A 7,979-nucleotide genomic window follows, 5' to 3' on the forward strand; every position below is an offset into this window, starting at 1 on the left:
AGAGATGGGTTTAAAGAAATTTCTAGAAGATATTGAGCCGCATTTTGAACCAGGTGGTAAACACGAAAAATGGTATGCGCTTTACGAAGCTGCAGCGACTATTTTCTATACGCCTGGTTACGTAAATAAAGGCAAAACACACGTTCGCGATAACATCGACCTAAAACGTATGATGATTTTAGTGTGGATGGCGACGTTCCCTGCAATGTTCTTTGGTATGTTCAACATCGGTCATCAGGCCGCAGGTGCTTTAGCACAAGGTTTTGAACTAGCAAACACATGGCAAGTTGGTCTGTTCCAATTATTCGGTGGTGAATTAACTGCTGAATCTGGTTGGGGCGCGAAAATGTTTTACGGTGCCTGCTTCTTCCTACCTATCTATGCAGTAACGTTTGCTGTAGGTGGTTTCTGGGAAGTACTATTTGCTTCAGTGCGTAAGCACGAAGTAAATGAAGGTTTCTTCGTAACATCTGTATTATTCGCACTAATCCTGCCTGCAACGATTCCTTTATGGCAAGTTGCACTAGGTATTACGTTTGGTGTTGTAATCGCTAAAGAAATCTTTGGTGGTACAGGTCGTAACTTCCTTAACCCTGCTCTTGCCGGTCGTGCGTTCTTATTCTTCGCATACCCAGCGCAAATTTCAGGTGACACAGTATGGACTGCAGTAGATTCATTCTCTGGTGCGACTATGCTTGGTCAAGCAGTGGTTGGTTCACTTGATTACAACAACATGGAACTATGGTGGAATGCGTTCTACGGTTTCATTCAAGGTTCTGTCGGTGAAACGTCAACACTAGCACTATTAATCGGTGGTTTATTCCTAATTTATGTGCGTATCGCTTCTTGGCGTATCGTACTAGGTGTATTCCTAGGTATGGTTGCAACGGCATTCTTACTAAATACAGTTGGTTCTGAAACTAACGCAGTATTTGCTATGCCTTGGCACTGGCACTTAGTGCTTGGTGGTTTTGCATTTGGTATGTTCTTCATGGCAACAGACCCAGTATCTGCATCATTCACTGACAAAGGCAAGTTCGCTTACGGTGCGTTAATCGGCTTTATGGTTGTAATGATCCGTGTTGTTAACCCGGCATTCCCAGAAGGTATGATGCTAGCAATCTTATTTGCTAACTTATTTGCACCATTATTCGATCACTTTGTAGTGCAAGCTAATATCAAGCGGAGGTTGGCACGTAATGTCTAGTAATAACGAATCAATCGGCAAAACGCTATCCGTTGTTGTTGCACTATGTTTAGTGTGTGCAGTAATCGTATCGTTTGCTTCAGTTCAGCTTCGTCCTTTACAGCAAGCTAACAAAACACAAGATATTCAACGTAATATCTTAGCGGCTGCAGGTGTTGCAGTATCAGGTTCTGTATCTGATACATTCAACTCAAAAATCGAAGCTCGCGTTGTAGACATGAACACAGGTGAGTTTGTTGAAGGTGTTGATCCTAACTCATTTGATTTCGAGAAAAGCAAGTTCGATCAAAGCATCAGCTTCGCGTTAAAAGCAGAGGGTATTAAAGATATCGCTGGTATTCAGCGTATGACTAAAAACTCGCCTGTATACATCTCGAAAAAAGAAGATGGTTCTATTGATGCAATCATTCTACCTATCCAAGGTTACGGCCTTTGGGGTGTAATGTATGGTTTCCTAGCGCTTGAAAGCGATGCTGAAACTGTTAAAAACATCAATTTCTACAAGCACAACGAAACGCCAGGTCTAGGTGGTGAAATCCAAAATCCACAGTGGACTGCTAAATGGCAAGGTAAAGAGTTACCAATCAATATCATGAAGAGCGGTGCGAAGAACGAACATCAAATCGATGGTCTTTCTGGTGCAACATTAACTTCAAACGGTGTTGATCACACAGTTGACTTCTGGACTGGCGAGCATGGCTTTGGTCCATTCCTTGCGAAAGTACGTGAAGGAGCGTTGAAATAATGGCTGATACTAAAGAAATGAAGTCGGTCCTATTTGGCCCGGTATTCGCAAATAACCCAATCGCACTACAAGTACTTGGTATTTGTTCTGCGCTAGCGGTAACATCAAGCTTAAAAAATGCACTAATCATGTCAATCGCATTGACACTAGTAACTGCGTTTTCTAGCTTCTTTATCTCGTGTATTCGTAACCAGATCCCTTCATCTGTACGTATCATCGTGCAAATGACGATCATCGCATCACTAGTAATCGTTGTTGACCAAGTACTACAAGCATTCTCTTACGCTACGGCAAAAGAGCTTTCTGTATTCGTTGGTCTAATCATTACAAACTGTATCGTAATGGGTCGTGCTGAAGCATACGCAATGAAGTCACCACCAGTAATGTCTTTCTTAGACGGTATTGGTAACGGTTTAGGCTACTCAGTAGTTCTATTAACTGTTGGTTTCATCCGTGAGTTATTCGGTAAAGGTTCACTATTCGGTGTTGATATTATTCCACTAGTACAAAACGGTGGCTGGTATCAACCAATGGGTCTATTGATTTTACCACCGAGTGCGTTCTTCATTATTGGTTTATTCATCTGGGTACTTCGTACCGTGAAGAAAGACCAAGTAGAAGCAAAAGCGTAAGGGGCGAGCAGTGGAACATTATATTAGTTTATTTGTAAAAGCGGTTTTCATCGAAAACTTAGCTTTAGCCTTCTTCCTAGGTATGTGTACTTTCCTTGCGGTATCAAAGAAAGTAACTACGTCAATCGGCCTAGGTGTGGCAGTTATCGTGGTACTAGGTATCTCAGTACCAGTAAATAACTTGGTTTATCACGCTGTTCTTGCACCAGGTGCATTAGAGTGGCTTGGCTACCCAGAAGCAGACCTTAGCTTCTTACGTTTCTTGACTTTCATCGGTGTTATTGCAGCACTTGTACAAATTCTTGAAATGGCATTAGATAAGTTCTTCCCTGCACTTTACAACGCGTTAGGTATCTTCTTACCACTGATCACAGTTAACTGTGCGATCTTCGGTGCGGTATCTTTCATGGTTGAGCGTAACTATAACTTCGGCGAGTCTGTTGTTTATGGTATCGGTTCAGGTGTGGGCTGGGCACTAGCAATTACTTTACTTGCTGGTATCCGTGAAAAAATGAAGTACTCAGACGTTCCTGATGGCTTACGTGGTTTAGGTATTACTTTCATCACTGTTGGTCTTATGGGTCTTGGCTTTATGTCATTCTCTGGTATTTCACTTTAATAGGTAGCGAGGATAAATCATGAATGAGATTTTCTTAGGTGTTGGTGTTTTCATCGCTATCGTTGTTATTTTAGTTTTAGTTATCATTGGTGCTAAATCTAAATTAGTAGCAAGCGGCGATATCACCATCGGTATTAATGGCGACCCAGAAAAAGCTATTACAACATCAGCAGGTAGCAAGCTTTTAGGTGCACTAGCTGATTCAGGTATCTTCGTTTCATCTGCGTGTGGTGGCGGTGGCTCTTGTGGTCAGTGTCGTGTACACATTCATTCAGGTGGCGGTGATATCTTACCAACAGAACTTGATCACATCTCTAAAGGTGAAGCTCGTGAAGGCTGTCGTTTAGCGTGTCAGGTAAATGTTAAAAACGACATGGAAATTGAACTTGAAGAGTCAATTTTCGGTGTTAAGAAGTGGGAATGTACAGTTATCTCTAACGATAACAAAGCAACGTTCATCAAAGAACTTAAGCTTGGTATCCCTGATGGCGAATCAGTACCGTTCCGTGCAGGTGGTTATATTCAAATTGAAGCACCAGCTCACCACGTTAAATACGCTGATTACGATATTCCTGAAGAGTATCGTGGCGACTGGAACCACTTCGGTTTCTTCAATCTGGAGTCTAAAGTAGATGACGAAACAATTCGTGCATACTCTATGGCTAACTACCCAGAAGAAGAAGGCATCATCATGCTTAACGTGCGTATCGCTACGCCGCCGCCAAGAGACCTAAGCCTGCCATGTGGTAAAATGTCTTCGTACATTTGGTCACTTAAAGCAGGTGATAAAGTGACTATTTCTGGTCCATTCGGTGAATTCTTCGCGAAAGACACTGATGCGGAAATGGTATTCGTAGGTGGTGGTGCAGGTATGGCACCAATGCGTTCACATATCTTTGACCAACTTAAGCGTTTAAAATCTAAGCGTAAGATGAGTTTCTGGTATGGTGCACGTTCTAAGCGCGAAATGTTCTACGTAGAAGATTTTGATGGCTTAGCTGCAGAAAACGATAACTTCGTATGGCACACAGCACTGTCTGATCCACAACCAGAAGATAACTGGGAAGGTTACACAGGCTTCATCCATAACGTACTTTATGAAAACTACTTGAAAGATCATGAAGCGCCTGAAGATTGTGAGTTCTACATGTGTGGTCCTCCAATGATGAACGCGGCTGTTATCAACATGCTAAAAGATCTTGGTGTAGAAGACGAAAACATCTTATTAGATGACTTCGGTGGCTAACACCATACACAAAACAATAAGTTTTGGTTAGAATACAGGCCTCGTAGCACTCAGTGTTACGAGGCTTTTTTATTTCTATACCTAATTGTGTGGTATCCAAAAGGTGAATGCTATGAATAGAGTGTTTTATCGCCAAGGCTTGATGGCCTTTTTCCTACTAACTATGACTTTACTCATGGCTGGCTGCAGTCAAGCTGATAAGGCCGAAGAGCTTTATTTTGAAGGTAAGACTATGGGGACTACCTATCATATAAAGGTGTATGCAGAGCCATCGCAACTTGCAGGTGTTGATTTACATCCTGAAATTAAGCAAGTGCTTAAAGATGTAAACCAATCAATGTCGACTTACATTCCTGATTCAGAAATTAACCAGTTTAATCAACTACCAGCAGGGCAGGTGATGCCAATTAGTGCTGATTTTAGAAATGTGGTAGCTGAATCAATCCGCCTTGGTGAATCAACAAAAACGTTAGATGTCACTATGGGGCCCCTAATTGACTTGTGGGGCTTTGGTCCAGATAAAAAGCCAACTAAGCGCCCAACGGATGAAGAGTTGGCTGCAATGGTTGCTAAAATTGGCGTTGATAAGCTTAAACTTACTGATGCGGGTTTGATGAAAACAATTGATGGTTTAGAGCTGTCATTTTCTGCAACAGCTAAAGGTTATGGTATTGATAAAGTAGCAGAAGTAATTGAAAGCCATGGCCTGACTAATTATATGGTTGAGATTGGTGGTGAGCTACGTGTATCGGGTATTAAGCCAGACAACATCACGTGGAAAATTGCAATTGAACAGCCAGATGCTGAGCCAGGCGTTCGTAAAGTACATAAGGTAATTGAACCAGGTACCAATGGTATTGCGACATCGGGTGATTACCGAATTTTTTACGAAATGGATGGTGTAACATATAGCCACTTAATTGATCCAATGACAGGCATGCCGAGTCGTCATGATTTAGTATCTGTAACTGTATTAAGCCCATCAGCAATGACAGCCGATGGTTTAGCTACCGCACTAACTGTGATGGGCATGGAGCGTGCGCAGAAATACGCAGAAGAGCACGATTTGCCTGTGTATTTAATTGGTAAGTCTGACAATGGCTTAGTGACATATTCTAGCCCCGCTTTTAAACCTTATTTGTAGCAGGGCAAGAAGCAGTGTATACCCAAGCCGCCCCAAGATGCAGAATTCAGCGTTTCACAGGTGCTTAATATCAAGGCGTTACTTTGCAAAATGGCAGTCCCTTTTAAGAAGTAACAACGATGAGAGTAAGCGCCTGTGAAGCACCCAAAAGGTTGGTTTAAAAGCGATTTATACTGCGTTATTGATTTTAACAATAGAACCACTATTGCTTGCAATCAATGCCTTGCCTAAATCACTTTTAATTCCAACTGAAACTCGCACCTTGGGGTGGTTTGGGTATATAATACATGCAGCCCAATACATTGGGCTTGATTTAATTGCTGACGATAGGGGCAAAGCAATGTCACTTTTTCTTCTAACATTTGGTCTACTTATTTTAATTGTGGCAGCGATGGCTGTCGGCATGATTGTGCAAAAGAAATCTATGGCCAGTAGTTGTGGTGGCTTAGGCGCTGTTGGAATTGACAAAGCCTGCGACTGTGACGACCCATGTGACAAGCGTAAAAAGCGCATGGCAAAAGAACAAGCCTGGAAAGAGAATCAAATTCTTTAACCACAAAAAAGCGCCTAGAGGCGCTTTTTTAATACCTAAAATTTACAAGGACAGTCACTGTTAAATATGTTTTATGTGGACAGTCATCTTTATTTTTAAACCGTGGCTTTTAACTTTTTAGCGGCTAATCATTTGGTTTTAACGTTAGCTCAATGACCTGAACGTACTCTTCATTATCAAACTTCAAATTTTCTAACGTAATAACACCTTCAACTTGTTTAAAGTTAACAGGTTTTGAGGTCTTTAAATTTGTTGCAGACTTGATAGGAGTTGCAAGTTCTATACTTAATGTATCTGCTTGCCAGTTGAGTATATGAATAAAAATACTCTCATTATTATGAGTGCTCACTCCCCAGTTTTGCGGGGAAATAGGGCCGCCTCGAGTGCCGTATATACTCTTACCGAACACCTTTAGCCACTGACCAATTTCGGCAAAGGTTTTTAGGTTTTCTGGTTGGATTTTACCGTTTGGCATTGGGCCTGTATTAAGTAAATAATTAGCGTTTCTTCCAGCGGCACTTACTAAGGTTTGCACGAGCTCTTTAGTCGTTTTGTAATTATCATCAGTTAAACTGAATCCCCAGCTACCGTTCATTGTTTGTGCCATTTCTAATGGTAATTTACCTAACCGTTCTTGATTAGTAGGAAGCTGTTGTTCAAAGCCCTGATAATCCTCACCTGGAACAGTGAATCTGTGGTGGTTATTTACGATTAAGGTTGCAGGCTGTAGTTCATGGATCATTTTATAAGTGCGTTGTAGTTGCCAGTTATCCCAATTGTGGGAGTCTTCTTGATCCCACCAACCATCAAACCAAATACCACCAATTGGCCCATATTGAGTTAAAAGCTCTTTTAGTTGTGCATCTTGAAATTGCAGGTATTTTGCCCAATCACCACTTTTTTCTCGTTTGGTGTAATGGCCTGTTCGACCCCATGGATAGTAATCTGGGTGATGCCAATCAAGTTGTGAATAATAAAAGAAAAGTTGTAAACCATGTTTTTGAGCCGAGTTAGCGAGCTCTTTGATAGGATCTTTTTTATAAGGTGTACTATCGACAATATCAAAATTAGAAACTTTACTGTCGTACATGGAAAACCCATCATGATGCTTTGAAGTAATAACAATATACTTTGCTCCAGCATCTTTAAACGCCTTAACCCACTGTTCTGCATCGAAGCCTGTTGGGTTAAAAAATTCAGCTAAACGTTGATACTTGGGCCCCGAAATTCGTAAGTCTTCCATGATCCACTCGGCTCCATACGGGCTTCCTACACCACCAAGTTGACTATACAGTCCCCAGTGTAAAAAGATACCAAACTTATTATCTTGAAAACGTTCTCGGGCTTTTATGTTTTCAGGAGCGGGTGTGTAGGCTTGTGCTTTATCTGGGTCAATTGCAACCCCGGTTCCAGCGTGCCCAAGGCTCGAAAAAACAAGTAATAGGTTGATCAGTACGCAATTAAATGTACTCACTTTATACCTCATAAACTAGATTCTTTACTTAAAAGTAGCAGGAAATCATTGAGCGAAAAGTAAAGCAATTATGCATATTCGAAAATTTTATATATGCAGAAACAAAGGAATACGATGTTAAAAGTAAAACTCATTTACACGGACAGTCACTTTTAACTGTTCAGTTATTATTGCGGCAAAACAGATTTTGTCTACACTTTAGTTACAGCTAATGGATTTCAAATTATCAGTTCAAGGAGTGGACGATGGCTTTAGCAAGGAAGCGGCAAATCTGTTTGTCGAACACCAGGTATTACCATTGTGTTTCCCGTTGCGTTAGACGCGCTTATCTTTGTGGTGAAGACGCACTCACAGGTAAA

The 7,979-nt window shown here is 41.3% G+C and carries 8 protein-coding genes and 1 pseudogene; 8 read left to right on the forward strand and 1 reads right to left on the reverse strand.

The window, feature by feature from the left end; all coding sequences use genetic code 11:
* Positions 1-4: 4 nt before the first annotated feature.
* From CWC28_RS09615 to nqrM, 7 genes are all read left to right on the forward strand, one after another.
* Positions 5-1,207 (forward strand): NADH:ubiquinone reductase (Na(+)-transporting) subunit B, encoded by a 1,203-nt coding sequence (locus tag CWC28_RS09615; protein ID WP_063706296.1) that lies wholly within the window; start codon positions 5-7, stop codon positions 1,205-1,207.
* Positions 1,200-1,952, forward strand: coding sequence for a Na(+)-translocating NADH-quinone reductase subunit C (locus CWC28_RS09620; RefSeq protein WP_063706297.1), 753 nt, complete (start codon positions 1,200-1,202; stop codon positions 1,950-1,952). Before CWC28_RS09615 ends, CWC28_RS09620 begins: the two co-directional genes overlap by 8 nt.
* Entirely contained in the window at positions 1,952-2,584 is a 633-nt protein-coding gene (locus CWC28_RS09625; protein WP_063706298.1) for an NADH:ubiquinone reductase (Na(+)-transporting) subunit D, read from the forward strand. Before CWC28_RS09620 ends, CWC28_RS09625 begins: the two co-directional genes overlap by 1 nt.
* Positions 2,585-2,594: 10 nt before the next feature.
* Positions 2,595-3,203, forward strand: coding sequence for an NADH:ubiquinone reductase (Na(+)-transporting) subunit E (gene nqrE / locus CWC28_RS09630; RefSeq protein WP_016708692.1), 609 nt, complete (start codon positions 2,595-2,597; stop codon positions 3,201-3,203).
* 19 nt (positions 3,204-3,222) lie between these two features.
* Complete coding sequence (gene nqrF, locus CWC28_RS09635; RefSeq protein WP_105175303.1) at positions 3,223-4,449, forward strand: NADH:ubiquinone reductase (Na(+)-transporting) subunit F; 1,227 nt, start codon at positions 3,223-3,225, stop codon at positions 4,447-4,449.
* Between the two features lie 112 nt (positions 4,450-4,561).
* Positions 4,562-5,593, forward strand: coding sequence for an FAD:protein FMN transferase (locus tag CWC28_RS09640; protein ID WP_063706301.1), 1,032 nt, complete (start codon positions 4,562-4,564; stop codon positions 5,591-5,593).
* Positions 5,594-5,933: 340 nt separating this feature from the next.
* Complete coding sequence (gene nqrM / locus CWC28_RS09650) at positions 5,934-6,146, forward strand: (Na+)-NQR maturation NqrM (RefSeq protein WP_036966498.1); 213 nt, start codon at positions 5,934-5,936, stop codon at positions 6,144-6,146.
* 124 nt (positions 6,147-6,270) lie between these two features.
* Here the strand turns inward: nqrM and CWC28_RS09655 are convergent, their stop codons facing one another.
* Positions 6,271-7,620, reverse strand: a complete 1,350-nt coding sequence (locus CWC28_RS09655) for an alpha-L-fucosidase (RefSeq protein WP_205630236.1) — start codon at positions 7,618-7,620, stop codon at positions 6,271-6,273.
* Between the two features lie 245 nt (positions 7,621-7,865).
* On the opposite strand from CWC28_RS09655, the pseudogene CWC28_RS22530 reads away from it, so the two are divergent.
* Positions 7,866-7,979, forward strand: a pseudogene (locus CWC28_RS22530) (transposase); the annotation flags it as partial.

It is taken from the genome of Pseudoalteromonas sp. S4492, assembly GCF_005886115.1.
Taxonomy (GTDB): Bacteria; Pseudomonadota; Gammaproteobacteria; order Enterobacterales; family Alteromonadaceae; genus Pseudoalteromonas; species Pseudoalteromonas gelatinilytica.

Coding starts and splice junctions, on each gene's coding strand:
- CWC28_RS09640 (WP_063706301.1), top strand. CDS start 4,562: ATGAATAGAGTGTTTTATCGCCAAGGCTTGATGGCCTTTTTCCTACTA.
- CWC28_RS09625 (WP_063706298.1), top strand. CDS start 1,952: ATGGCTGATACTAAAGAAATGAAGTCGGTCCTATTTGGCCCGGTATTC.
- nqrF (WP_105175303.1), top strand. CDS start 3,223: ATGAATGAGATTTTCTTAGGTGTTGGTGTTTTCATCGCTATCGTTGTT.
- CWC28_RS09620 (WP_063706297.1), top strand. CDS start 1,200: ATGTCTAGTAATAACGAATCAATCGGCAAAACGCTATCCGTTGTTGTT.
- nqrM (WP_036966498.1), top strand. CDS start 5,934: ATGTCACTTTTTCTTCTAACATTTGGTCTACTTATTTTAATTGTGGCA.
- CWC28_RS09615 (WP_063706296.1), top strand. CDS start 5: ATGGGTTTAAAGAAATTTCTAGAAGATATTGAGCCGCATTTTGAACCA.